Raw genomic sequence first — 24,901 nt, forward strand, 5'->3', positions numbered from 1 at the left:
GTGCCTAAGCATGATGTTGCAGTCATGCGGCATTCCAACGCTGATCTCCAAAAAAGCGGATACGCATCTGCCTGAGCAATTTACGAGTACTGCACAGCAGGCTACTAGTGCGCAGGACACTACCAACGCTGCAGATGTGAACTGGAAAGACTTTTTTGACGACCCTAATCTGGCTAGCTTGATAGACACAGGCGTTGTGAACAATAAAGAGGTCAATATATTGTTGCAACGCATCAGTGTGGCGCAGAACGAGATCCAAGCACGCAAAGGTGAGTATTTGCCTTTTGTGAATTTTGGCGCCGGGGCCGAGATTGAAAAAGCTGCGCAGTACACACGTAACGGTGCGGTTGAGGAAAACTTGGAAATCAAAGAGGGTAAGAAATTTCCTAAGTATCTTGGCAATTATCAGTTCGGGCTCTACTCCTCTTGGGAGCTAGACGTTTGGAAGAAACTGAGAAATGCGACCAAAGTGGCGACGCTGGAATACATGGCATCCATCGAAGGTAAGAATTTCCTTGTGACTAATTTGGTGTCGGAAATTGCGCACGCCTACTACGAGCTGATCGCGTTGGATAATCAGCTGGAGAACTTGGATCAGAATATTCAGCTGCAACAAAACGGTTTGGATATTGTGAAAGAGCTGCAAAAGTACGCTAGATCCAATGCTTTAGCGGTGAAACGTTACGAGGCTGAGGTGAAGAAAAACCAAAGCAAGCGCTATGTGCTCAAACAACAAATTGTTGAGGCAGAAAACCGCATCAACTTTCTGCTGGGTAGAACACCACAGCCAATACAGCGTGCATCTATTGGGTTTATGGAGTTAAAGCCTAAACTGATGCAAGCGGGTATCCCGTCGCAGCTGTTAGCCAATAGACCAGATATCCGCAAAGCAGAGCTGGAGTTAAAAGCGGCGAGTCTGAATATTGATGTGGCCAAAGCCAACTTTTATCCTTCATTTGCCATCAAGGCCGGGGTAGGGTTCCAAGCGTTTAATCCTAAGTACTTGCTGAGCACACCTGAGTCTTTGGCCTTGTCTTTGGCTGGCGATGTCATGGCACCGTTGGTGAATCGTAATGCGATTATTGCGCAATATAAAAATGCCAATGCGGGACAAATTCAGGCGGCGTATGATTATGAGCAAACCATCATCAACGCCTATGCTGAAGTGGCTACCCAGTTGTCCAATATCGATAATCTGGATCAAAACTTCCAACTTAAAACCAAGCAAGTGGATGCGTTGACGCAGTCTATTGATGTAGCCAACCAGCTGTTTAAGTCTGCCAGAGCGGATTATTTAGAAGTGCTGCTGACACAACGTGATGCGCTGGAAGCCAAAATGGAGTTGATTGAAACCAAGCAAAAACAGATTGTTGCCATAGTCGATCTGTACAAAGCACTAGGCGGCGGTTGGAAGTAAACGCTAGAGATGTGCAAAGAGGGCAGTTTAAATAAGGCGGGTTTCCCGCCTTATTTTTTGATTAATGCATGTTTGTATGCTTTGTTAAAATGTTACTCCTTCCTACATTTACATATGTTGCATATAATATGAAACATATGTAAGATGCACCTATGCAGATCAATAAATTCACCGATTTAAGTTTAAGAGTGCTGATGTACCTTTCCAACGAGGAAGCAGGGCATGTCATCACGATTAGTGAGATTGCAGAGAAGTTTGATGCACCGAGAAACCATTTGATTAAAGTTGTCACCAATTTGAATAAACTAGGATTTATCTTAGCAACCAGAGGCCGGAACGGTGGATTGAAGTTAGCTAAACCATGCGCAGACATCAAGCTTGGCAATGTGCTGCAACTGTTAGAGCACGTGACGTTGATTGATTGTAATCACCCGGTTTGCCCCATTAGAGGCGTGTGTAATCTGAAGCATATTTTAGATAAAGGTTTAAGTATGTTTTATCGTGAAATGGATCAATATTCTCTCAAAGATATTCTGGATAATCAGACAGAAACTGCGCTGATTGCACTACATAGAAAGTAATGCAAACTGGTAAGAAACGGTTTGCTTTTTTTTTACTTAAAAGTTTCATTTAATATACAACATATAAGGAGATCAACATGTTATCACCTGCAGCAAAACCCTATATCGAAGCCAGTGTCCCAGTATTGAGAGAGCATGGGCTGGCGATTACCACCGTGTTTTATAGCAATATGCTTGCAGCGCACCCTGAGTTGTACAACCTGTTCAACTTGGGCAATCAAGCCAATGGTTCACAACAGCAATCGCTGGCTTCCGCTGTGTTTGCCTATGCAGCTAATATTGATAATCAAGCAGCGTTAACCCCAGTAATAGAGCGGATAGTACATAAGCACGTGTCGATTGGGATATTGCCAGACCACTATCCCATTGTCGGCAAGTATCTACTCGGCGCCATTAAGCAAGTGTTGGGCGATGCAGCCACGCCAGAGTTAATGGCTGCATGGGATGAGGCCTATTGGTTATTAGCTAGCGCGCTGATTGCAGCAGAGGCACGACTTTACGCAGCCAATGATGGTGTAGAACAGCAGTGGATGCAGATGGTGGTGACCCATAAAGCACATATTACGGAGGATATGATTGCGATTACTTTAGAGCCGGAGCAGCATCAAAAGTTACCTACCTTTAAACCGGGCCAATATGTGAGTGTGGCTGTGCATCTGGATGCGCTTAATGTGCGGCAAATCCGGCAGTATAGTTTATCGGATGTGGACGATGGTCAGCGTTACCGCATTACCGTTAAGCGAGAAAAAGGCGACGAGTTTAAACCCAATGGCATGATCTCACATTGGCTACACCAGCATGTGCGTGTCGGTAGCAAGTTAAATGTCAGCCACCCTTACGGCACATTTGTGCCAGATTTAGATAAAGCGGAACCCATTCATTTGATTTCAGCGGGGGTAGGCATTACGCCTATGATTTCTATTTTAAAAACATTGGCAAGCAAGCAAGCTAAACGGAAAGTAGTGTTTGCGCACGCAGCGAGAACGGTACACCACATTCCACATTTAAGTGAGATAGAGCAGGCTAAGACGAACAACCCTCAGCTAGCGCTTGCTATATTTCTCAACCAGCAGACAGATCATCAATACATTCAAGGCAGAATGGATTTAAAGACAATCGTGAGTAAGCAAGATTTGGAAGGCGATTATTATATTTGCGGGCCGATTGCATTTATGAATGACCAATGGAAAACATTGGTGGAACTAGGGGTGGATGCAAGCCGCATCAACCGTGAAGTGTTTGGGCCGGAAAGCTTAAATCATCTGCTTTAAGAACGGCTATGGTTACGCATCTATAGTCCAAGCGGACTAGATGCTATAACTTACTGAGTAATATTGGCGCAGTACATTCAGCTGTTGAATCATCTTAATCGATTTAATCATTCAATAATTGGAGCACATGATGAGAAAAGCATTACCTTACCTATTATTAGCATTCACGACGACAGTTTCATTTCAGGCCAATGCGGGCGTTGCCATTACAGAGGTAGCAGCATGGGGCAGCGGTAATGCACCTTACGAGGCTGACTGGTTTGAATTGACCAACACCGGTACTTCAGCTATTAATCTCTCAGGATGGAAAGTGGACGATAGCTCCAATGCCTTTGCTTCTGCATTGGCACTGAACGGCATTACCAGCATCAGCGCCGGCCAGTCTGTTATCTTTATTGAAAGTGCAGGCGGCAGTGCAATTCCTTCGTTTATCAGCACTTGGTTTGGTAGTGGCGCAACACCATTGGTTGGCTACTATAGCGGTAATGGTATTGGCTTGAGCACATCTGGCGATGCAGTGAATGTTTTTAATGCAAGTGGTGTAGTACAAGCCAGTGTGACATTTGGCGCATCTGACGCAACTTCACCTTATCAAACGTTTGATAATGCCGCAGGGTTGAACGGTGCAATTTCTACACTGAGCGTGATTGGCAAAAATGGTGCGTTTGTTGCGGTCAATGATGCGACTGAAATTGGCTCGCCAGGTACGATTACAGCAGTACCAGAGCCAGAGACTTATGCGCTGATGATCGCTGGCCTAGGCATTATGGGCTTGTCTGCACGCCGTAAACAATCATAGTGGTTTGCAAATTAGATGAAGTAGCTGAGTAAATAACTAAGCAGGATAAAACGATAAGAATGAGGTAGCGTTGCTACCTCATTTTTTTACTATATTCATGATAGCGTTTACTAAACACGAGGCCAGAATAGGGCTTATTGTTAAATTTTATACAAAAGCACGTTTTAGCCGTTGAATGCCCGTTGTAAGTTCAACTGCATTAAGGCTGCCAAACCCAAGCCGGATAGCATGAATGTCTGGAGGTGAGTCTGAAAATAATGACGCTGGTAGCACTCTTACTTTTTCAAGCAAAGCATGTTGAACGATTTTGTTAATTTCAATGCCGTCATTCAACCGTAACCAAATGGCCAAGCCACCGTTGGGCGAGTCAAAGTTTACAAACTCGCCCAATTCACTGCGAAGTAAATCTATTAAGATATTTCGGCGCTCATTGTATGTTTTTAAGATGCGTCGGATGTGGCGTTTGATTTCACCGGAATCCATTAATGCGGCAACCGCAAGTTCAGTCACAGAATTGCCTTGTCTATCAATAAGCATGACTTCAGCTGCGCATTGATCGATGATTTCTTTGGAGGCGACTAAGTAGCCAACGCGCAGGCCGGGCGCTAATACTTTGGAAAGCGACCCCACATAAATGACTCTACCCGCATGGTTAGTGCTGGCAAGTGGAAACACCGGATGATTTTGGAAATGAAATTCATGGTCGTAATCATCTTCAACAATCACAAAATCATATTGTTGAGCCAGCATCAATAATTTTAATCTACGTTCTGCTGTCATCATCACCGTGGTCGGAAACTGATGATGCGGGGTGACATAAATTGCGCGGATAGGATATGTTTTACATAACTGTTCCAATTCAATGACGTTGATTCCGTCACGGTCTAAGCCTACCGTCAGGATTTTTGCTCCGCATGATCTGAATGCTTCACGTGCAGGAGGATAACTCAGACTCTCCACCACCACATATTCGTTTGGTTTAGCTAGCACACGTGCAGATAAAAATATCCCCATCTGGCTACCCCGCGCAATACATATATTGTCGACCTCCACGCTTAGCCCTCTTTCCATGTTAAGCATTTCTGCAATCGAGTGACGTAAACTCAGTACGCCTTTAGGGTCGCCATAACCCAATTTATTGCTTCTGATCGGCTCTATTAGCGCGTGTCTAAAAGCTTTTGATAGCGTTTCAAATGGGATTAAGCGTGTGTCCGGTATACCGTCATTAAAGTCAATGATATGGGTCTCAGCGTTAGACTGAATGGTTGCCGCATAATGATCTAGTCTAGACGTTGGTAATTGGCTCACACTGGGTTTTGAGTGATTGGGCGCTAAAAAAAGCGGGAGTTTAGCTGACACAAATGTACCACGCCGACTTTCTGTAGTCAGCCAACCTTGTGCAATCAGCTCATCATAAGCCAGCACAACAGTCTTTCTGTTGACACCAAGGTTTTCCGCTAATTCTCTAGTGCCTGGCATGGCCGTGGATGGGGGTAAGCGTCCACGTTGAATTTCATCAATAATTTGTTGTGCAATTTGTAAATAGACCACTAAGCCAGATGCTTTAGTGATATGCAGCTTGAGATCCCATGAGCGTAACATTTATTCTTCCTAAAGATTTCTGGATTATTAAAACGCATTATTACACCAAATTTTACTGGACCACTAGAATTGTTCAATCTGGATGGCCAGCATTTAATTACACTCTGTTACATTTCTGTAAAGATTTGTTGCAACTCACAGTACATCACTACGAATAGTCGTGTGTCATTCAATAAATCAGGTTGATTCATCCTTCAAAACGATTAGAGATTACAGAGGAAATTTATGTCACCACCACTAGATCATCAATTAACGGACTGGCGTAGCCATGCATTAAAGCTAGAAAAAGAAGTTAAAAATGTCATCGTAGGCCAAGATAAAGCGATTCGGCTCATGAATATCGCCATTTTTGCACGCGGGCATGTATTGCTTGATGGTGGTGTGGGCGTAGGTAAAACGACATTACTGCAATCCATTGCGCGTGGCATTGGTGGGGCCTATGAGCGTATTGAAGGTACGGTCGATTTAATGCCCAACGACTTGATTTACCATACTTTTCTGGGGCCAGATGGTCGCCCACAAATTGATGAGGGCCCACTGTTGCGCGCTGGCGAAAAATTATCGGTGTTCTTTTTTAATGAGATTAATCGTGCTCGGCCACAAGTGCATGCGCTGATGTTACGGGTCATGGCAGAACGCCATCTCAGTGCTTTCAAAAAAGAATATCGCATGCCGCACATGATTGTGTTTGCTGACCGTAACCAAGTAGAAAAAAATGAGACATTTGAAATTCCTTCAGCTGCGCGCGATCGTTTTATGATGGAAATTCCGATTGAAATTCCAACGGATCGTGACTTAAAGAAATCTCTGATTTTCAATACTAAATTCCAACATGCAGAAAAACTGACTCAGCAAGTTGAAAGTGGGATTCTACAATTTGATCAACTGAATGCTTTCTCTGACCTGTTACAAAACCACATCAAATCAAGTGATGTATTGGAAGAGTATGCCCTAGATTTATGGGATGCAACTCAACATCCTGAGAAGTTCGGCGTGACAATGGAAAGTGTCGATGTTTTACGCGTTATTCAAAACGGCGCAAGTCCACGTGGTATGGGTATGCTGCTTAAAGCCGCACGCGTAAATGCTTGGTTAAATGGACGTGACAGTCTGTTTCCAGAAGATATCCATGCAGTATTCCATGAAGTGATTTCGCACAGGTTGGTATTTAACTCCATGTATGAAAACCGTAGAACCGCTCTGGCAAGGGAGCTCACGGCCAATATTATGAGTACCGTAGCTGTGCCTAGCACTACTTTTAGCAAAGCGGCTTAAGCCATTCTGGTAAAAATAGGGCAATCAAATGAGCTTATCTATACGTAATGCAGCAGACCCAACTTATGCCAAACCTTTTGAATATGTAGTCTCCTGGAAATCCACAAGCATACAGTTGGGGGACCATCGCGGCACTCAGCGCGGTCTAGGTTTGGAGTATCGCGGCAACGTTAACTTGGTGGATTACCCCGATGCAAGGCGTATGGATATCAGGCAAACGCTACGAGACCCTTTTGAGCAAGTGCAGGTACGGCAGTTTAATCAAGAGAGCACCACGCCGATCTATGCTGTTTGTGATTTATCTAGTTCCATGCAATTTAAGGGGCGCCAACGCAAGCTGGATAAAGCGATTGAGGTTTCGATGGCAGTCGCTAGCTCGGCCTATCAAACGGGCGACTTATTCAGTTTTATTGGCTACAACACCCATGTGCTTGAAGATTTCACGCTTCCGTTAAGTCGTAACTTGCATCAATCAAAAGAAGCAATTGCGCAGTTGCATCACTATCAAACAATGCGCGTTGGGGTAGAGGGTTTGAACGATGTGCCTAATTTTATCGGACAAAGCCGAGGCTTGGTGTTTTGGATATCAGATTTTCACATGCCACTGAGTTTGATTGAGAAAACACTGACTGCTATGTCCGCACATCAGGTGATACCAATCGTGCTGTGGGACGATGAAGAGTATAAAAAATTACCCAAGTTTGGCTTTGGCACCATGATAGACCCAGAAACTGGCCTGAACCGTACGTTGTTTTTTAGAGCAGAAGTCAGAGCGAAATTTATTTCAGTATTCAATGCACGTAGACACGCGCTGGAGGCTTTGTTTTTGAAATTTGATAGCCCAGCGCTTTTTATGCACGGTGATTACAAGCCAGAAACCATGACCCATTATTTTGAACAAAATATGAACCTATGAAATATAACCTGATGAAAAAATTGATGGCAACCATTCGCAATACAGCGCATTTCCCAGCGTGTCTATTAGCCGCAAGCTTGGTATTTAATGTATCTGTAGTCAGTGCAGAAAATAGCGTATCAGAACCAAAAATACGTTTGCTAAGCAATCCAAGCAAAAATTATAGTGTGCATATTGGTGATCAATTAAACCGAAAAATTGTGTTTGATGTGCCAGCGCCTTACCAACTGGTCAGTACTGCTTTACCCAAAAAAGGCACTAAAGATAAAGGGATTGAGTTGGTCGCAATCAGGATAGAAACTGAACAACAAAAAACTAGCACCACCTATACCGTTGATCTCAGTTATCAACCTTTTATCAACGCCAACTCACCAACAGTCATGCAATTGCCAGCAGAGAAATTCACGTTTACAGGTGCTGAGAAAAGCATGGCAATAGCGCTACCAGCTTGGGGTTTTTGGTTCTCGCCGTTAGTTACTGGCGGCATTGAAACCGCTATTAAGAGTATGCAGCCAGAGTTTAGGCCTCCACTTGTCGATATCAGCACACATCAAACTCGTCTCACTATATTTGCTGGCATGTTGATCATCAGCTTACTCACGTTGCTGTATATGAATGCCGATGGTCAGTGGTTACCATTCATGGGAGGCGCCTTTGCAAAAGCGCATAGACAATTAAAGCGCTTATCCAGAACATCCGCTGTGAAAACGACAGAAGATGAGAAACAGGCATTGGTTTATATCCACCAAGCCTTTAATCAGCACTATGGTGCAAATATTTTTGCACGTGATATAGAGCGGTTCATCACGTTACGTCCAAGTTTTAGGAAAATGAAAAATGACATTGAGCAGTTTTTTAATGACTCCAATCAATCCTTATACGCAGTAGAAACACGTGATAGTGCAAAAATCATCACAAATCTAGTGCTATTAAGTAAGCAACTGCGTGATTGTGAGCGAGGCATTTAATGGAAATTCTTAACCCTTGGGCTTTTGCGCTCTTACCCATTGCTCTGCTGCCGTTTTGGCTTAAAGGCCATCAAGGTAAGATGTACACGTGGCTGGAGATGCTGCCTGAAGATTTGCTTTCAGACAGGCTAAATCTAGCAGTGAAAGTCATTACCGCCTTGCTTCTGGTGACCATTGTCATTGCCTTGGCATCACCTCGTGGCCATGATGAAAAAATACAGCGCACAGGTAAAGGTGCGCAAACAGTCATGGTGATCGACCGCAGTGTGAGTATGGACCACCCTTTTGCTGGAGACTCCTCAGGCAATGCAGCGGAAATAAAATCTGACGCTGCACGTCGCATCATCACACAGTTTATTGATTCTCGCCCAGTAGACATGATGGGGGTCGTTGGGTTTACGAACTCTGCGCTATATGGCATAAAAATCACTACCAATCGTGATGCAATTCATGCCGCTATTCTAGCGGCTACTAGTCCATCACTTAACCAAACCAATATCGGTGCAGGGTTGACTGAGGCCGTAGGCTTGTTCGATAAAATTCAAAGTTCTGGTTCTAGGGCCATTATTTTGCTCTCAGATGGCGCAGGCAAGCTGAGTCCGCGCGTTAAATTTTTATTAAGCGAGCGTTTGAAAAGCCGTGGTTTAAGTATCTATTGGATTATGTTGCGTGAGCCAGGAGAGCCCAGCATTTTCTCAAAAGAAGAATATGAGGAAACGCGCGTACCCAACTCTATCGTGTTACACAAATACTTTCAGTCATTAGGTCTTAAGTACAAAGCTTACGAGGCAGATAACCCTGAAACCTTGCAATCGGCCATTAGCGATATTGATGCGCGTGAGAAAAAAGCCATTAAATACAATGAAACAATCGCGGGCTATGACTATTCAAGGCTGTTCATCATCATAGCGTTTGTATTGGGTTTATTTATTGTAGCAATCAAGAACTTGAGGGTGTATGCATGACGAATAGAATAAATCGTAAGAATCAGCTACTAGGTTTGGTATTGTTGGCAGGGTTATTATGCACTGCCTATGAATGCTATCAAATCAATAAAATAGGTAAAGTGAACCGTGCATTACTTTCTGGGGACGTGGTAAATGATGAAAGTTACCCATTTCATAAAAAATTCTCAGATGCCTACCAGCAAGGAAAAAACGGTCACTTTAAACATGCTATACAGGGGTTTGGTCAGTTGCTTGCACCACCTAAAATGCAGCAAGAAGACACATTTGCCATCAATCAAAATCTAAAGTCACAGATTCATTTCAATATAGCCAACAATCTATTTCGCTCTGGTTTACAGCGGTTAGTGACAGCAGAAGGTGAAATTCAAGAAGAGGCAAAATTTGATTATATGCAGGCAAAAGCCTCTTATGAGCAAGCGTTAAAGCTAAACCCTAATGCACAGGAGGCCAAATTTAACTTAAGTTTATTGCTCTCCGTCATTCCGGGAAATATAAAAACAGTCGCTCAAGATCCATCCGGTATGGAGATTAGTAATTTGCCACAAGGTTTGCCATGAAAAAACTTGTTTCCACGTTAAAAGAAAATTATGAAACAGCCCTGTTGGTGTTGGCTTTACTGTTCTTGTTGCTCGCGCTCATTAAACCGCAGATACAACTGAAGCAAGCCGTACATAACTACTTGTTAGTTGCCGATATATCGCAAAGCATGAATGCAGAAGATATGAAGGTCAATGATCAGCTAGTCAGCCGTCTGGCCTACACACAACACCTCATGAAAGAGGTTGTGAAAAGCTCACCTTGTGGTACTTATGTCAGTGTTGGTGTATTTGCTGCTGAAAATGTGGCCTTGCTATTTATGCCGTTAGAGGTATGTGCGAATTTCGATATCATTACCGACGCTATAGAGCATCTGGAATGGCGCATGGCGTGGAGTGGCAATAGCCGCATGACTTTTGGGGTAAAGGCAGCTGAGGCTACCTTTGAGTATCTAAATATCCCGGCACAAATGCTCTTTTTTACAGATGGCGACGAAGCCCCTAAAGCCAACGGTATTAATCGGCTCGATATTAGCAATGTGCGTATTGGTCAGCATGTTATTTTTGTGGGGGTAGGTGGCCATGAACCAGTGCCGATTAAACGCTTTAACGCCAATAACAAATTTGTAGGGTATTGGGGTACAGATGCCGCGGCTGAAAGTGCTGGTGGGGGCATTATGTATAACGATGCAAGTAAAGATGATCCGGATCCGCCAGTTGCTTATGCAGAGTTTGATCGCTTTCTATCAAAACTAGATGTAGAACATTTGAAAGATATGGCGAGTGAAATCAAAGGTCAATATATAGAAGCAACAGATAAACCAGAGTTTTATGCATTTGTTCAATCACAAACGCCCGCCGCAAAATTTGTAACGGCGTATTCTGTGCGTTGGATATTTTTATTGTTAGCTGCATTGCTGGTCATTGCTACTTATGTACCGTATTTACTCTCACATCACTTTGGTCGGCGCTAACCATCTATCAAAAGTTGGAGACCTGATCACTGACTAGATATCCCAGAATAAAAAAATGCATTTTATAGCGATTAGTAACTAGGTTTTCTAACTTAACTGCTTGAAATCTGTGTGGGATTTATATCACCAAGGGCTTGGCCTGACGGTATTGCAGATCATCAAGCGTGACATCCATACCACCCACACGGATACCTAGCAGACTGAGCAGTGGGTCTAGCAACACCCGTCCTATCTCTGACAATAGCGGCCTAACAAGCGTAGAAACAACATTATTGATCAGCCCTAGATTCAATACACTCAAGACAGTCACATTCACCGCGCTAGGCTGCCCTAACGCGTTTTCCAGGCTGCTGCCAATTGGGCTGGCAACTGACTGTGTTTGTGGCAAATGATCTTCCACCGGGTGTGCGACGGAATACTCAAGCATTTGTGGCGTGGGTGGCTGGATAGGCAGGTTCAATCCAATATCTGCAACTGGTAGATTCAACAGCGTTGATACTCTCGCAGGCCCCGTTCCGGCATTATTGGTGAGTGTGAGTGCAGCAATGCCAGGGCTAGCCTCTATTTCGACATCCGTTTCGCTACCATTTTGCTGAATGGAGCGCAGCCCGGCGGAGCCTTGTGCAACCTCTGCATTCAGCGCAAGGTCAATACGCGCAAGCAATGGAATGCTGACTAGCACACCGACGCGCGTTCTGATTTGTGCTGTCCGCGCGATGGTGCATACATTGCCATTACCTGCTGCAGGGCCGACCGTGAGTTGTGGTGGTTCAATGACGGTCACTTGTGCATTAATACTGGTGATGGAGGGCAGGTTAATCCCCAACGGTAGGTTTATGGCATTGGTGCCATTGGCAATCATTGCTGTCGTAGTAATCAGTGATAACGCATTGAGACCTACCGTGGCAGCGGCACTGGTATCAGGCGTGGTCACGGCAAGTACATCCCCTAGTGTTAACGTCGCATTTTTTACGGCTACAGCCGCAATACTTTGCATCGCTGACACTGCCTGTACATCAGCCGCACCACTTTGCCCTGCTGCGTTGGCAAACAGTTCGAGCAAGTCTGCAACTTGCATATTGGCATCTAATAAATCCTCTAAGGTGCCAACCTGCCCAGAAACAGCCAGCATGTCTTGCAATGTGATTTGGGTGCCTGCGATTCCGCGATAGCTCAGCACATCCAAGTTGAGTGGCCCACCCAGCATGCCACCTAACAGCCCATTCAATAGCACGGATTGTTGACTGCTAAGACTCACAGTAAAACTACCCACACCAAAAGCTGCCCATGGTGCATCTGCTACTGACACCGCCTCGGCACGCAAGGTGACTGTGCCACCCATCAGTCCGCCGGCAATCAGGCTACTGGGCACCTCTGTTGTTGTTCTAACGTAAACGGCTTCACTGCTGCCATCAGCGGTAAACTGCCGTATGCCTTGTACTGTATCGAGCCTGCCTAGCAAGACTTGATTGGGGTTGGCAGAAAGTTGCCCACCAAAGCCGTTATTGCTGGCCGCTAGCTGCGCCATTTGGATGATGTTTTGCAGGTTGGCGTTACAGCCAAGATGGCGTGAAGCATGGATGGCAGCCATATCCGCGATGGATTGCAGATGCCTTTGTTGCATCCAGAGGCGTCCACTGTCTACTACTAAGGCAGTTAACAGCAATACCGTCAGCAAAACCAATATCCCCGCGAGCCCAATAGCGCCGCGCTGATACTGGTACTTAGCGGCTGATCGGCGTCTCATGCTCGTAAAACTCCGGAATCGGTTTTTCAAAGCTCTTGAGGTAGCGTTTATGTACTTTATCCATCACCTCACCCGAGATTGGCTGTGCTTGGGGTGAGGCGGATTTTCCTGAGCGTTGTAGCTCCAACCATTGTTGCGTGGACGATGGCGCATGCGCTTCTATCGATGGCGTTAGCGTTGTCTGCACATCGTCTGCCATGGCGTTGTTCATACAGAACAATCCACTTAGCATGAGCATAATGATTCGTTTCATGATGACCTCCGTGCCGTTTAGGGCATTGCTTCGTTGTTTTCTTGCGCTAGTTTTTTCAATTGTTGCATTGCTTCCGAGGCGACCCCGAACTGCTTGGCAAACGCCTCAGCCTTGGCAGTGTCTCCCTGTTGGTAAAGCAGCATCACTAGATTATTGGCAGCCTGTCGATAATCCGGCGCAAGTTCCACAGCAGTAAGAAACTCATGCAAAGCAGCTGTGGATTCGCCAGATTGCATCAGCACATACCCATAATCATTGCGGATGGTGTGTTCGGTTGGCAGGGCATTGCTGGCTGCTTTGAGATGGCGAAGCGCTTCCTGTTGATTACCGGTTTCGCTGGCAATCAACCCCAGACCACGGTACGCATATCCGGATACGCAGCTATTCACCAACTGCGCATAAATGGTCTGTGCCTGTAACGCACGCCCGGTTTGGCGTAAAGCATCTGCACGCAGTAGTTCTGCGTGTTCATTTTTGATGTTGGCTGCATCAAGGTGTGCAATGGCGGCATGTGGCTTGCCTTCTGTTAGCATCTGTCGAATCAGCGCAAGCCTGGTCGCTTCTTCCGTAGAGATTTCTGCACATGCCTTACCAGTGCTGCCTTTTGTCTGCTGCACGGATGTTGTCTTATTATCGGCTGCCATTGCATGTGGCAAGCCATACGTCAATGCCCATGCGAGCGCCATCCATAGTGTGATCATTTTCATAAGCCACTCACTCCTTTTAATGCTTTGGCCAAGCCCATAAATCCGGGGCCTGCCAGAAATATCATCAGCGCCGGGAACAAGAATAGAATCATGACAACCGTCATTTTGGCAGATAGCTTGCTGACATATTCACGCAACTCCGATACTTGGCGTTGCTCCACCAATGTCGTATATTCTGCTAAAGAGTCTCGGATGTTACCGCCATAACGCGTGACCTGTTTAAGCATTGCAATCGTGTCATTCAGCTCAGGCACCTCCAGTGGTGCGGCCATCTCAACCAATGCATCTGCTCTGTCCTGACCAGTTTGTATGCGTTTGATGACCAGATGTAACTCATCCGCGAGATTCGGAATTAGATCTTTTCCCTGTTGCTCAATCACCAACAATATATGCTCCATCGATAGACCTGCTTCAAATAGCATACGCAGTAGATGCAGAAATGGAATGACTTCTTTGCGAATAGCATCACGCCGTTTTTGCGCTTGCCAACGTAGCAAGCGACGAATGGCTACGAACGTGGCTGCGAACACAAACAGAAAATGAAACAGTACATTCACCCAAGTGTCCTGATTCAAGATGGCATAAAACATTGCAATGACGCCAAGCGCGACAGGCAGTACCCATGCCATCAGTAGGAATATTAACCTTGCCTTTGCGCCATGCCATCCGGCTTGCACCAGTAAGCGATGTATTTCCGCCATTTCACTTCGGGACACTTTTTCTAAGACATCATGCAGCGCTTCTTCAAGGTCTAGCGGCCCGAGATGCGAGATGTGTATCCCTTCTTGCTGCAAGGCTTCCCGAAAACGGCGCTGAATATGCTTTGGATGGCTGTTCTGTTGTGTGCTGTATAGCAAGAGTCCTGCCGCCAGCAGCATGAGCGTTATGGTGATCCACCACAAAAGGCTCATCTTCAAACGCTCCGCAACATCCGCCAAAGAAGGAATGCACCGCAACCTTGCAGTGCCAGCGCGGTAATCATCATGGTTTTGCCTGTCTCGTCATGTAGCAGCATGTTCAAATAACTAGGGTTCATCACCATGATATAAGCTGCAATTGCAATCGGCGTTAATCCAAGTACCCATGCTGATATTCTGGTTTCTCCTGTCATGGCTGCCAGTTCTCGACGCGCCAGTTCCTGCTGGCGCACCATTTTTACCACGCTATCTAACATGTCACGCGGGCTGCTGCCGTAGTTGTTGCTGATACGCATGGCCAACGCAATCAGGTTAAGCTCACGTAGGCTATGTAGTTTGGCAGCCTCGGTGAGATTCTCCACCATGTCGGCTCCTAAGTCTGCTGCCCGAATCACGCGATCCAACACGTAGCGTAGCGGAGGTGGTGTTTCGTCCGAGGCAAAACGAATGGCATTTTCTAAGCTGCGACCAGTACTGAGGCTACGTAATATCTGATCAATAAACAGGGGGACTTGGGCAATGATTTGCATCTGACGGCGATGCAAGCGGCTGTATGGCAGCAAAAATCCAAAAATAAATATCGCCATGCCAGAAAACAGGACAGCACCAATCACACCATAAACAAGCCAGCCCACTATGCCAATAGAAACAAATGCAAGCGAGATGGTAATGACATGTTTTTTTTGTAATTCAAATCCAGCATAGATAGAGGCGCGCACTTTCAATCGATGCCAGTGACTCTGACGAATGCCCGGTGCTACACCTGATACAGTAGCACCTAGAGGTAGCACCTCCATGAAATGGCGCATCATACGTTCTCGCAGGCGCCTTTCCTTAATGCGACTATGTACGCCAATGGACAGTAGCAACATCACTGCTGCTATCAAAATCAATGATACTGCCATCGTATTCATAGCAGCCCTCTGATGGGTAAGTCCTGCAATTTTTGATTGCATGGGCGAACCCCAGGGTGTGCAAAACGCCCTGTCGTTGCGTCATAGGCATATAGCTCATTGAGTACAAAATGGCCATCGCGCACACCCACAACCTCAGTAATCGAAATGACTTTGCGCTGCCCATTGGGCATGCGGGAAATTTGCACGACTAGCTCAATCGCAGCTGCAATCATTTTGCGCAAGGTGCTTTCTGTACCTTGAAATTTGGCTAATCCAGCCAGCATTTCAAAGCGTAGCATGGCATCTTCGGGGCTGTTTGCATGCACCGTACTCATACAACCATCGTGCCCAGTATTCATTGCCTGAAGCACATCCATCACTTCTTCACCACGCACCTCGCCCAATATGATACGGTCGGGTCGCATGCGTAAAGAGTTTTTTACCAGATCGCGCGCAGTAATTTCGCCACTGTCATCTATATTGGGTGGTCTAGTTTCAAGCCGCACCACATGGTCGTGTTCCAGTTGCAGTTCAGCCGCATCCTCGATAGTGACAATACGCTCAGTATGCGGAATGAAACGGCTCAATACATTCAATAGTGTTGTTTTACCTGCACCCGTACCGCCACTCACAATGAGATTACAGCGACGATTCACTGCAGCTGTCAGAAAAGCCAGCATGTCATTGTCAAGCGTGCCGTACTGCAATAAATCGCCAGAAAGCAAGGGCTGCTTGCTGAATTTACGAATAGATAAACATGGGCCATCTAACGCCAAGGGAGGAATAATGGCATTCACACGGCTACCATCTGGCAAGCGCGCATCCACCATGGGGCTAGCTTCATCTATACGGCGCCCCAAATGGGCAAGAATACGTCGGATAACGCGCAAGACATGCTCATCATCAATAAATCGCAGTGTGGTGGTTTCAAGCCGTCCATCCCGCTCTATAAAGATCTTTCTAGGACCGTTCACCAAGATGTCATTAATGCGATCATCCCTGATCAAGCTTTCCAGTGGGCCATAGCCTGCCAGCTCATCTACCACATCTTCTACAAGGTTTTCTAGATCGTAGCCACTAATCGGTAGATGCCGTTCTGCAATATACGCAATCACCTTTTCTCTTACATAAGCCGCTATTTCACCGCGCGCCAGATCAAGCAGCCCAACATGGTCGCGCTCAATTTCTGCAATCAAGTGCTGATGTAGTTGAAATTTGAGCTCTTGATAGTCCTGTGCTTCTTTCAGGCCATAATCAACACCCTTTAGCAGAAAATTCATCATAAGCCTTAATGCCTTTCACTCGTGTGAGTGACTGCGGAAATCAATTTGTGAAGTAGGCCGTGTTTTTTCTCTGTATGCGAGGTAGGGGCATCCAGCAGTTTTTCTGCCAATTTGCGCACACTTAAGCTATAGGGATCATTGGGCGATAAATCAAACATGCTCTCGCCAGAGTTCATGGTGGCCAAGCGCGCCATACCGGAGGATGACAGGGTAGTAAGCAATGGCAGACCAAACGATTGCGCAATACTCTCAGCGTCTGGCGGCATTTTGGATAAGTAATGATCCACCACCACGCCTGCGTTATTCAATAGCACTTTTTCCTCGCGCAGATGCTTGATAAGGTGCATATTTTGGCGGCAACTGGGTACGCTTTGCTCAACAAGTAAAATGACTTGATCCACATTGCCCAATAACAGCAGTAGGAAATCAGAACCAGCCATACCGCCAAGATTTACGATGATTCTGGAAAAATGTCGGCGCAAACTGCGTAAAAGCACATAGACATCTGCTGCGGTAAATTGTGCGCCCGTCCAAGGATCTTCCGGCATGGAGAGCACGGTTAAGCCACTTTTGTGTTTACCAAAGCCGTTTTGAATAAGCGTGGAATCGATTCTTCGCAAGCTACGAATAGCATCAATAAAACTGTAAGAAGCAGTTAAGCCAAGGTATAACATGGCATCGCCATGTGGTATGCCTAGGTCTAGCAGAAGTGTAGGTTCTGTCTCTTGCACGGCTAAGGCAAGGTGTAGCGCAAGCATGGGGGAGTCGCTACCTGGTCGCGCGCTAATCACCGCAGTAATCTTACCTCCCTGATCTGCTTGCGTTGCATGCAGGGCAGCATCACGTGGAATCAAGCGTTTGACCACAGCGGACACTTCGCTTACTCGCGTGCCGATTTTAATAAAGTCACGCGCACCCAAACGCATCACGGTGAGTAGCAAATTCTGATCAAAAGAGTCAGCAACAATAATCACTGGCAGAAAAGGCTTGGCTGCAATAATGCCTTCTATCAGCAATGTTTCTTGTCGGTAGTCCAGCGGGTTAAGCTGCACAAAAATGGTAGAGGCACCAATGGCATCCGAGAGTTGTACCACGCGCTCTATGGAAGGTGCGTCAGCGGGAATCACCTCGCCCTCATCCTTGAGCGATTGGCTTAACCATTGCATGCATTCCTGCGTACTTGTAATGGCAATAAAGCAGTTGCGTTCACGTTCGCTCATCTTTATTACCTCGAAAAACCCGTGGCAGGGGTTCCAGTATCTGGTTTGATGCCTTTTTGAAAGAATAAATCACTAAAGCTAGGGTTGTATTCACGCAGATTTCCACCCGGCAATGCAGGCATCGCTGCGTCTTTGGCAATTGGCTTCACGAGATGAGGTGTCACAATCATCAGCAATTCCTTATCCTCACGATCGAATCGGGTAGAGCGGAAAAAAGCACCGATGATAGGCAAGTTACCTAATCCCGGAAACTTGTCCACGTTCTGCAATGTGTTGCGACTGACCAGCCCACTGATGACAAAGCTTTCGCCATCGCCAAGCGAGACACTGGTGTCGGTTCTACGTACACGCAGGCCCGGCACTGCAACCCCGCCGCTTTGCACCGCATTAGAAAAGTCTATTTCACTGACTTCAGGCGACACTTTAAGGAAAATTCTGTTGGTATCTAGCACCGTGGGGGTCAGCATCAGGCGCACACCATATTCTTTGTAACGAATCGTGACGGTGCTGTCACCACCGGCGCCTGCGCGAATCGGTACCGGAAACTCACCACCGGCCAAGAAGCTAGCACTTTGGCCAGAAAAAGCAGTGAGACTTGGTTCTGCCAATGTGTACGCAAACCCGTTGGCCTCCAGTATGCTCAACGTGCCGAGTAATCCTCGGCTTGCATTGCCTGCTACAAAATTAAATGCACTCGCATTAGGTAAAAATCCTGAAGCACTATCTAAGATAAATCCACCACCCTCGCTATGTACACCGCTAAGATTGCCTGGAGACCCAATGCCAAGCGTTGTATTTCGACTATTTTTTCCCAAGAAAAAGCCAGCGCGCATCATATTTTGGCGGCTGACCTCCACCACTTTGATATCAATCTGCACTTGATTGTCAAAGCTGCTCAAGGTCGCATCCATAGGGACTGTGCTCGCTTTATCAATGGCTTGGCGCGCTAGGGCGTGGTCTTCCAAAGACTCGGCCTCACCAGAAATGGCCGCCTGATTGCCAGCCGGTAGCAATTTGATTGCTTTTGAAAACTGCAGGCGCTGCTTTTCAAGCGCAGTATTGAGGCTGACAGCCACCTTAATTTGTCTGGCAGGTGCTGCCGCTTTTTCACTCTCCCAGATTGAAATCTCGGTCACACCCACTTGCTTGCCTGTAATCATGATATTGCGTGATGTCAGCATGGTGATGCCTACAACCTCTGGGCTTCCTACTGCAACGCGCTTAACTGGTTTGGCATGTACATAAACATGCTGTTCTCCAGTCACCAGCTGTAGTTCATCCGCATCTCCGGCCTGCGCATCCAGCGCAAAACTGCCTATGCAGGTAAACAGTATTAACCAAACATATTTCATATTCGACATGTTGAGCCCTTGGTTTTCTTGTTGTTATCTTGCCACGTTGACGACTTTTACTTGTTCGCCGCGATGCACAATGACGCGCGCGCGTTTAGTTGCCGATGTGGTTGTTTTCTTTTTCACCACAGGCACTGTGGCGGGTGACAACGTGGTATTGGCTGGGGTTGAATGCTGAATGCTTGATGAATGAGAGATATCTCCCAGACGAATAAACTGACTATCTGATACGACATGAGCGTTAGCGTTAGGCAATGATTCACCGCGTAGCGCCAAACGTAACACGCCAGTGCTTTCAGCCAGCATCAGTGTCGAAATGTGCTGCTCCGCTACCGCCAAGATGGCAGAACGGCTGTCTTTTTCTTTATTACTGTCAGCGCGGCTATTGCTGGTGCCCAGTTTGTTTGAGGCAGATGGCATCAACTCATTCTCTTGGCTGGGCTCCGTTTCTGTTGTTAGCGCGCCGTAGGCAAGCACTTTCACATTGGTGAGCACAACTTGGGCTGAACTGATATCACCAGTCTCGCGATCAGCACGCAAATACAGCAGTACATCCACATGGTCTCCTGGCTTGATAAACCCGCCGACCCCAATCACTTCATTTACCTTAATCGCTACTGCACGTTCATGGGGTGCAAGTGCCTGTCCCAGCAAACTGTAAGTAGGAAAATGCGATGTTTTGATTGGGGTGCCTTTTGTCACAGCCACAGATGTGACTTTCCCAACGAGATGTTGCGTGTCGCTAAAGGTCCGCTTATCTGGTTGTTGTGTAGTGACGCTCTCTAAATCTTCCGCAGTCAGTAGATGGCCAGCCGGAATATCATTTCGCGCGACAACTTGTGAAAAAGTAGGCACCACAACTTTTAATGTGTCCACAGGCTTTTTGTTGCTTATCTGATAGCCTAAATAGGCAGTCACAATGGCAGCAATCAACATCAATACTGCTAATACACGTAGAAATGTACTGTTCATGATGGCTCCGCTCTTTGATATTCTTCTTATTTATTTTTCTAAAGCTCAATCACTGCTGTGCCCGTCAAATCGGTAGGCACCTTGGGGATTTGCCCAATGATAGGTAATGTCAGCATCGGTATCAGTGGATCGTTCGCATAACCACTGTAAACAACGCGTACCGTGAGTTGATTACCATTCATGGCCAGTTGTACTTGGCTGTTACCGGCGCCAAGCACTTTACTTTTTGGTTTGGCAGGCAACCAGTTCAGCGAACTGCCAACAACACTGCGCACCCTTGGATCCACGCCATTGCTAAGGTAGGCCACATTACTGGCATACGCTAGGCGGTCTACAGCAATCGCAGCACGTGCACCTTCTTCAGCCGCATGGATAAATGCAGATTGCATCAGCATCACAACCGCATAATTCACCATGGCATAGAACAAGCCAAAGAACAGAAGGAATAGCATCACAAACTCAATCGCTACCGCGCCTTGTTGTGACCGTGAAAGCGGTTGACGATCAGTCGGCTTCACTGGCGTGATCATGTCGCCATCCCTATTGCGCACAGTAGTCCGGCACTTAGGGCTGCACCAAAAGGAATCCATCTTTTTGGCTTGTTTTGCTGTGTGTTAAATCGGGTGAAGAGGAGGTGAGCAACGCTTAATAGCATGGCTAAGATAGATGCAATCACAAAGGCAAACAGCGTTAGATACCAGCCCCCGATAAGTGCAATGGCCAGTATTATTTTGACGTCAGCAGCACCTAGTAGGCGTGCTGCATAAGCGGGTAATGTTAAAAGTAGGCTGACGCCTACGCCAATGGCTACAGACTGCCAGTTTGCACCGAGCAATGTATGCCCCGTAATCAATAAGCAAATGATGGCAATTAAGCAAGCCCCAAGTGCCAAGGTATTTGGGATACGTCTTGCGTAGAGATCGGCTAGGCCAACACTTAGGCACCAAGCGACCACGATCAATTCTACGGTGGTAATCATCATATGCATTCAACAATCAATCGCCTAATGTTGGTGGCGATTGCATGAGCGCTAGATTACGTGAGCGCACCTTGAATTTGTGTAAAGATGGCGCTAATGGCGAGATTGATAGGCTGGACGAATGCGACAAGTGCAATCGCCACCATCGCAGCAATCAATGCGTATTCGATGGCACTAGCACCTTCTTCGTCGCGCAAGAAGTTTAAAATAGCTGTTTTAATAAAGTGATTCATGTTGATTCCCCTGTAATTAATAGGGTGTAGCCTTGATTAATTATCGGCATAGCCCTAAATTAAATTCACCCATCACAAAACGGTATTACCTCAAGAAGTATTTCAATTACTCAAGTAAAGCGCTAAAAACAAGCTAGTTTGCCTTGCTAAAGTTTTCTACTCAGTATTTATTGCTTTTGTAAATTTATGTTAAGCAACTAGTGTGCCCGCTATCTATTTATATGATTGGTATTTAGCAAAAAATAATGTTAACTATTTGATTTTTAATTGATTTAAATTAAAACTACATTTTTCACATTCAAAAATAATAGCGGTTAGTGTATTCGCAAGGCTGTCTAAAATATAACAAAATGTGACGAAATATGACAGCGATGTATGTATAAGTTGTATATAAGTCTTCGTAGTGTTTATAGGTGTTGTAAAAAACTCAATTTCTTTTTACATTGCCCAAAATTTTCCACTCCGCACGATTGCGTCCATTCTCCTTCGCGCGATAAAGGGACTTATCCGCTTCTTCTATGAACTGTTGCACATTGTCATCAACTGTAGGCACAATAGTTGTAATGCCCATCGAAATGGTGACGATTTCATGTGACGATTGTTCGTGCCGGATATTGAGTTTTCGAACGGCTGCCAGCATGTTCTCACCGATATTCCGTGCCTCGTTCAGTGAGGTATGAAACAAGACCGCGGCAAACTCCTCGCCGCCGTAACGGGTAACCGAATCGCCAGCCCGGCGTGCGCAACCATCCAGTGCTGTTGCAACCTGCCGTAAGCACTCGTCCCCTGCCTGATGGCCATAGGCGTCGTTGAATTTCTTGAAAAAGTCCACATCCACCATCATGAGTGAGAGCGGCACTTTGGCGCGCGATGCTTGCGCCCAAGTAGTAGCCATATTGGCATCAAAGCTTCGGCGGTTACCAATGCCGGTCAAACGATCCTCCCAAGAAGCCTGTTCTGACGAAACCTGCTTGAGCAGTACATCAATCAGAATCTTGCGTATCTCTCGTGCCGTAGCCCACAGAGTAGCGCCAACCAACACGAGCATGAACAGCACCATGTGCAAGGTTTCATAATCCAAAAACGGGGTAGTCAGCAAAAGGGGGATGTATACACCAGCCGCAAAGGCAAAGAAAATAGGTAAAAATACCACCAGACGCGGCAGCGCCATAATCACGCCGATCAGCATGATCATAAGAACGGCCGCCTTACTCGGGCGGCTCAGTAAGGGCAGGGCAATTGAGAGGGCACCCCAGCCCAAGCCGGCAATGGCCGCAGCCATCACATGGCGATTGATACGCGCCAACTCGATACTGACATTGGCAGATGCCCAATCTAGGCGACCTAACCACCAGTGCCAGGCATGTGCGATTAACAGCCAGGCATACCAGACACCAGCATAAAACCAACCGATATCCCATGCCAACATGCCAGCGACAATAGCCCCGCTAAACAATACAATCAGCTTGCCGCTACTTTTGCCCCGGTAAACATGTCGTAACTCTTCGCAGGCAAGATCGTGCGGATCAAACTTCAGATCTTTGATGACGTTTTCTCTTATTCTGTTGATCAAGTTCAATCCTATCCCAGTACGTTCACTGTTTGAAAATCGATAGTACACGCTGCTGAATACTGCCTAATCTGAATGAGACTCGATGTTGTAGCAGGGCAGGTTTGATTATTATGCGGTATTTTGCGTCGTTGCGACTGTCAAGCTGAAGCGAATTGTGCAGGTATTTGAGTATTGATGTTCGTATAACTACAAAAGCGTGTGATTGGCACTTGGGACTGGGCACTGGATATTGGTCGAATCAATTACAATTGAATCGATAGTCTCAAAAAACTTTATCAGCTGACATTGTTGCTTGGCGAAGCCAACCTAAAAGTGGCATGGATGCTCCTTTAGATTGGCTAGGTGTGTTGGTAAAAGCCCAAATTACTTTCTGTACTAAATGCATATTAGGCTTTTTTAGCGGCATCCTCCATGGCTGCACGTAACACTCTACGACGCCCTGTTAGCCAATAAAAGAAACCTGCCGTAGCTGCTAATGGAATAATCGAACTGCCTATGCTTCCACCCAATAAACTAAATGCGCCAATCACACCCACAATTACAAATACGATAATCAACATGTTGTATAAATGCGGGCCGCATAAATCGTTCACGGATTTTGCAATATGCCCAATATTACCGGTGTCATGGTTGTAAACAGTGGTATATGGCCCCTTGTCTTTGTTGCCTAGAATTCCCCATAATACAGTGACCGTATTGCCCGACCGCACCGGTACACCGGCAGAAGCCACCTCTACGGAAATTTCCTTACCGTCTTTATCACGTAAAAATATCTCGTTATAGTGAGAGGTATAAGAGCTCACTTGGCCATTACTATGAGAGGTAATGCTGGTTTCAGATGAACGCTGACTATCGATAACCTCTCCAGTAAAGCGATATATGCTAATGCTTCGCCCACCCACGCTTACATTATTCACTGCTGCCATTTTCTTCTCCCTTGTTTAAAAAAGCTGAATGGACACGCAGATTCATTCTAATGATTGTGATGCGTGTGATTTTAAAATGTGCAATTAGCGCTCACATTTTTTATAAATATCGTATTGGGCTCCGTTCCAGCGCCAAATCGGAAAGCAACTGCCTGGACCACCAATTTCGATATCCGGGTAACCTTTATTTCGTGTCTTTAGGATGGAGTACGTCCCTGGAAATCCAAACTGTGCTATCCATTTTCCAGCATTGTTTTTAATATACAAGTCAACCTGCACTCCAGCAGCGCCGCCTATGCAAGTGCCATAGTAATTTGTAAATACTTCAGGTGTTCCATCTTTATTCAAGTCGATGACTTCTGTATCAAATGCTATTTCCTCGTTGCAGGATGCCTCAAAGAACTTTCCTTTCGTGCTTTTTAACACACCATTGGTGGCTTGAGCGACCACTTGGCTATTATCACTAGTCAATCTAGTCAATGGATGTGTTTCTGCAATAGCGGAGCTCATAAGCGTTAGCATGCACACGCCACAAA

Annotated in this window: 26 protein-coding genes; 10 read left to right on the forward strand and 16 right to left on the reverse strand. The window is 46.1% G+C overall.

Features of this window, described 5'->3' with window-relative positions:
• Nucleotides 1–10 precede the first annotated feature (10 nt).
• The 4 genes from FG11_RS01125 (at nucleotide 11) to FG11_RS01140 (ending at nucleotide 4,068) form a co-directional block, all read left to right on the forward strand.
• On the forward strand, nucleotides 11–1,417 hold the full coding sequence (locus FG11_RS01125; RefSeq protein WP_235276315.1) for a TolC family protein: 1,407 nt from the start codon (nucleotides 11–13) through the stop codon (nucleotides 1,415–1,417).
• A gap of 152 nt (nucleotides 1,418–1,569) precedes the next feature.
• Nucleotides 1,570–1,998, forward strand: a complete 429-nt coding sequence (locus FG11_RS01130; RefSeq protein WP_020183796.1) for an Rrf2 family transcriptional regulator — start codon at nucleotides 1,570–1,572, stop codon at nucleotides 1,996–1,998.
• A gap of 77 nt (nucleotides 1,999–2,075) precedes the next feature.
• Nucleotides 2,076–3,269: a globin domain-containing protein gene (locus tag FG11_RS01135; RefSeq protein ID WP_047532635.1), complete on the forward strand. Its 1,194-nt coding sequence runs from the start codon at nucleotides 2,076–2,078 to the stop codon at nucleotides 3,267–3,269.
• A 127-nt stretch (nucleotides 3,270–3,396) separates the two neighbouring features.
• Complete coding sequence (locus FG11_RS01140) at nucleotides 3,397–4,068, forward strand: lamin tail domain-containing protein (RefSeq protein WP_235276316.1); 672 nt, start codon at nucleotides 3,397–3,399, stop codon at nucleotides 4,066–4,068.
• A gap of 147 nt (nucleotides 4,069–4,215) precedes the next feature.
• On the opposite strand, the gene pdxR is transcribed toward FG11_RS01140, so the two are convergent.
• A complete protein-coding gene (gene pdxR / locus FG11_RS01145; protein ID WP_047532638.1) occupies nucleotides 4,216–5,670 on the reverse strand; it encodes a MocR-like pyridoxine biosynthesis transcription factor PdxR in 1,455 nt (484 codons plus the stop codon).
• A gap of 225 nt (nucleotides 5,671–5,895) precedes the next feature.
• Here pdxR and FG11_RS01150 point away from each other — a divergent pair, with 225 nt between their 5' ends.
• Genes FG11_RS01150 through FG11_RS01175 form a run of 6 tightly spaced genes read left to right on the forward strand, consistent with a single transcriptional unit; the run spans nucleotide 5,896 to nucleotide 11,307 of the window.
• Complete coding sequence (locus tag FG11_RS01150) at nucleotides 5,896–6,945, forward strand: AAA family ATPase (RefSeq protein WP_020183800.1); 1,050 nt, start codon at nucleotides 5,896–5,898, stop codon at nucleotides 6,943–6,945.
• A gap of 28 nt (nucleotides 6,946–6,973) precedes the next feature.
• Nucleotides 6,974–7,861 carry a DUF58 domain-containing protein gene (locus FG11_RS01155; RefSeq protein ID WP_047532640.1) on the forward strand — a complete coding sequence of 296 codons (888 nt, stop codon included), beginning with the start codon at nucleotides 6,974–6,976 and terminating at the stop codon, nucleotides 7,859–7,861.
• 23 nt (nucleotides 7,862–7,884) lie between these two features.
• Complete coding sequence (locus FG11_RS01160) at nucleotides 7,885–8,829, forward strand: hypothetical protein (protein WP_235276317.1); 945 nt, start codon at nucleotides 7,885–7,887, stop codon at nucleotides 8,827–8,829.
• Nucleotides 8,829–9,794, forward strand: coding sequence for a vWA domain-containing protein (locus FG11_RS01165; RefSeq protein WP_047532642.1), 966 nt, complete (start codon nucleotides 8,829–8,831; stop codon nucleotides 9,792–9,794). Before FG11_RS01160 ends, FG11_RS01165 begins: the two co-directional genes overlap by 1 nt.
• Complete coding sequence (locus FG11_RS01170) at nucleotides 9,791–10,354, forward strand: hypothetical protein (protein WP_047532644.1); 564 nt, start codon at nucleotides 9,791–9,793, stop codon at nucleotides 10,352–10,354. Before FG11_RS01165 ends, FG11_RS01170 begins: the two co-directional genes overlap by 4 nt.
• Nucleotides 10,351–11,307 (forward strand): vWA domain-containing protein, encoded by a 957-nt coding sequence (locus FG11_RS01175; RefSeq protein ID WP_025223755.1) that lies wholly within the window; start codon nucleotides 10,351–10,353, stop codon nucleotides 11,305–11,307. Before FG11_RS01170 ends, FG11_RS01175 begins: the two co-directional genes overlap by 4 nt.
• Nucleotides 11,308–11,425: 118 nt before the next feature.
• On the opposite strand, the gene FG11_RS01180 is transcribed toward FG11_RS01175, so the two are convergent.
• From FG11_RS01180 to FG11_RS01250, 15 genes are all read right to left on the reverse strand, one after another.
• On the reverse strand, nucleotides 11,426–13,054 hold the full coding sequence (locus FG11_RS01180) for a TadG family pilus assembly protein (protein WP_047532646.1): 1,629 nt from the start codon (nucleotides 13,052–13,054) through the stop codon (nucleotides 11,426–11,428).
• Nucleotides 13,032–13,307, reverse strand: coding sequence for a DUF3613 domain-containing protein (locus FG11_RS01185; protein ID WP_047532648.1), 276 nt, complete (start codon nucleotides 13,305–13,307; stop codon nucleotides 13,032–13,034). Before FG11_RS01185 ends, FG11_RS01180 begins: the two co-directional genes overlap by 23 nt.
• A gap of 17 nt (nucleotides 13,308–13,324) precedes the next feature.
• Nucleotides 13,325–14,014: a tetratricopeptide repeat protein gene (locus FG11_RS01190; protein WP_025223758.1), complete on the reverse strand. Its 690-nt coding sequence runs from the start codon at nucleotides 14,012–14,014 to the stop codon at nucleotides 13,325–13,327.
• The gene (locus FG11_RS01195) at nucleotides 14,011–14,925 is read right to left on the reverse strand and encodes a type II secretion system F family protein (protein ID WP_047532650.1); all 915 of its coding nucleotides are present in this window, start codon (nucleotides 14,923–14,925) and stop codon (nucleotides 14,011–14,013) included. The genes FG11_RS01190 and FG11_RS01195 overlap by 4 nt, the downstream gene beginning before the upstream one ends.
• Nucleotides 14,926–14,927: 2 nt before the next feature.
• Entirely contained in the window at nucleotides 14,928–15,887 is a 960-nt protein-coding gene (locus FG11_RS01200; RefSeq protein WP_235276318.1) for a type II secretion system F family protein, read from the reverse strand.
• Complete coding sequence (locus FG11_RS01205; RefSeq protein ID WP_020183811.1) at nucleotides 15,842–17,110, reverse strand: CpaF family protein; 1,269 nt, start codon at nucleotides 17,108–17,110, stop codon at nucleotides 15,842–15,844. The genes FG11_RS01200 and FG11_RS01205 overlap by 46 nt, the downstream gene beginning before the upstream one ends.
• 5 nt (nucleotides 17,111–17,115) lie before the next feature.
• Nucleotides 17,116–18,330 carry an AAA family ATPase gene (locus FG11_RS01210; protein ID WP_047532655.1) on the reverse strand — a complete coding sequence of 405 codons (1,215 nt, stop codon included), beginning with the start codon at nucleotides 18,328–18,330 and terminating at the stop codon, nucleotides 17,116–17,118.
• A gap of 5 nt (nucleotides 18,331–18,335) precedes the next feature.
• Complete coding sequence (locus FG11_RS01215; RefSeq protein ID WP_235276319.1) at nucleotides 18,336–19,691, reverse strand: type II and III secretion system protein family protein; 1,356 nt, start codon at nucleotides 19,689–19,691, stop codon at nucleotides 18,336–18,338.
• A 24-nt stretch (nucleotides 19,692–19,715) separates the two neighbouring features.
• Nucleotides 19,716–20,654: a Flp pilus assembly protein CpaB gene (cpaB, locus tag FG11_RS01220; protein WP_047532660.1), complete on the reverse strand. Its 939-nt coding sequence runs from the start codon at nucleotides 20,652–20,654 to the stop codon at nucleotides 19,716–19,718.
• 38 nt (nucleotides 20,655–20,692) lie between these two features.
• Nucleotides 20,693–21,184 carry a TadE/TadG family type IV pilus assembly protein gene (locus FG11_RS01225; protein ID WP_020183815.1) on the reverse strand — a complete coding sequence of 164 codons (492 nt, stop codon included), beginning with the start codon at nucleotides 21,182–21,184 and terminating at the stop codon, nucleotides 20,693–20,695.
• The gene (locus tag FG11_RS01230) at nucleotides 21,181–21,636 is read right to left on the reverse strand and encodes a prepilin peptidase (protein ID WP_047535611.1); all 456 of its coding nucleotides are present in this window, start codon (nucleotides 21,634–21,636) and stop codon (nucleotides 21,181–21,183) included. The genes FG11_RS01225 and FG11_RS01230 overlap by 4 nt, the downstream gene beginning before the upstream one ends.
• 53 nt (nucleotides 21,637–21,689) lie before the next feature.
• Entirely contained in the window at nucleotides 21,690–21,866 is a 177-nt protein-coding gene (locus FG11_RS01235) for a Flp family type IVb pilin (RefSeq protein ID WP_025223766.1), read from the reverse strand.
• A gap of 427 nt (nucleotides 21,867–22,293) precedes the next feature.
• A complete protein-coding gene (locus tag FG11_RS01240; RefSeq protein WP_047532662.1) occupies nucleotides 22,294–23,439 on the reverse strand; it encodes a GGDEF domain-containing protein in 1,146 nt (381 codons plus the stop codon).
• A gap of 386 nt (nucleotides 23,440–23,825) precedes the next feature.
• On the reverse strand, nucleotides 23,826–24,365 hold the full coding sequence (locus FG11_RS01245) for a hypothetical protein (protein WP_047532664.1): 540 nt from the start codon (nucleotides 24,363–24,365) through the stop codon (nucleotides 23,826–23,828).
• An 84-nt stretch (nucleotides 24,366–24,449) separates the two neighbouring features.
• Nucleotides 24,450–24,875: a hypothetical protein gene (locus tag FG11_RS01250; RefSeq protein WP_152604027.1), complete on the reverse strand. Its 426-nt coding sequence runs from the start codon at nucleotides 24,873–24,875 to the stop codon at nucleotides 24,450–24,452.
• Between the last annotated feature and the right edge of the window lie 26 nt (nucleotides 24,876–24,901).

It is taken from the genome of Methylotenera sp. N17, from assembly GCF_000799155.1.
Lineage (GTDB): Bacteria > Pseudomonadota > Gammaproteobacteria > Burkholderiales > Methylophilaceae > Methylophilus.